The organism is Novosphingobium sp. 11B, from assembly GCF_054589055.1.
Map to the genome: position 1 here is coordinate 11,693 of NZ_BAAILP010000104.1, position 1,521 is coordinate 13,213.

1 protein-coding gene is annotated in these 1,521 nt (G+C 68.0%); it reads left to right on the top strand.

Features of this window, described 5'->3' with window-relative positions; all coding sequences use genetic code 11:
* Nucleotides 1–71: 71 nt before the first annotated feature.
* Complete coding sequence (locus ACYPYD_RS09360) at nucleotides 72–1,433, top strand: M48 family metalloprotease (protein ID WP_459662896.1); 1,362 nt, start codon at nucleotides 72–74, stop codon at nucleotides 1,431–1,433.
* Nucleotides 1,434–1,521 lie beyond the last annotated feature (88 nt).

The window sequence follows — 1,521 nt, forward strand, 5'->3', positions numbered from 1 at the left end:
CACCTCCCCGCCAACCGTGCATGCATGCGGCTTCATCGCCGGTTAAGCCCCCGGGGTCCCCAAGAGAGCCGATGCCCAAGCTGCGACTACCTGCCCTGCTGTTCGCGATTCCCGCGCTGCTCGGGGCCTGCGCCGCTCCCGCCTCGGCCCAGTCGATCCTGCGCGATGCCGAAACCGAAGCGCTGCTGCGCGACATGGCCGCGCCGCTGGTCAAGGCCACGGGCCTGAGGCCCGGCGACGTCGACATCGTCCTCGTCAACGACTCCTCGGTCAACGCCTTCGTCGCGGGCGGGCAGGCGGTCTACGTCAATTCCGGGCTCATCGACGAGGCGGACACCGCCGCCGAAGTGCAGGGCGTCGTCGCCCACGAACTCGGCCACGTGACCGGCGGCCATGCGGTGCTCAACATGGGCGGCAAGGGCGCGACCAATATCTCGCTGCTCTCGCTCCTGCTCGGCGCGGCGGCGGCGGCTGCGGGCGGCGGCGAGGCGGCGATGGGCGTCATCATGGCCGGGCAGCAGGCGGCGATGGGCAAGTATCTCGCCTATAACCGCTCGCAGGAAGCCTCGGCCGACGCGGCCGGCGCGCAGTATCTGTCGAAGGCCGGGATCAGCGGGCGCGGTTCGATCGCCTTCTTCGAGAAGCTCCAGAACATGGAGTTCCGCTACGGCTACCGCCCCAAGGACGGGGACGAGTTCTACTCCAGCCACCCCCTTACCGGCGACCGCATCGCCACGCTCAAGGACACCTACGAGAAGGACGCCGCCTGGGAAAAGCCGGACGACGCGGCCCTGCAGAAGCGCTTCCTGCGCGCCAAGGCCAAGCTCTTCGGCTTCCTGGCCGAACCCTATCAGGTGCTGCGCAAGTACCCGATGACGGACAACTCGGTTCCCGCCCGCTATGCGCGCGCTTATGCCTTCCACCGCGAATCGAAGTTCGCCGAGGCCCGCGCCGAAACCGAGGCGCTGATCGCCACCGACCCGAACGATCCCTACTTCCTCGAACTCGACGGCCAGATCCTGCTCGAGGCGGGCAAGCCTGCCGAAGCGCTGCCGATGCTGCGCAAGGCCAACGCGATTTCCGGCAATACCCCGCTGATCGCCACGCTGTTCGGCCACGCCCTGATGGCGACCGAGGACCGGGCGAACTACAAGGAAGCGCAGGAAGTCCTCAAGACCGCCGCCGCGCGCGACCGGGAAAACCCCTTCACCTGGTATCAGCTGGGCATGATCTACGCCGCCAACGGCGACATGCCCCGCGCCTACCTCGCCAGCGCCGAGCAGCAGGTGCTTTCCGGCCGCATGGAGGAAGCGCTGCGCAGCGCCCAGGCGGCGGAAGCGGGGCTGGCGCAAGGCTCGCCCGACTGGATCCGCGCGCAGGACATCGAGATGCAGGCGCGTGCCGAACTGGAACGCGGCAAGAAGCGGCGCTAGATGGGCTTCGAAATGTTCTTCAATCCTACCCCACCTTCGTCATTGCGAGCGCAGCGAAGCAATCCAGGGCGGCTCAAGACTGCCCTGG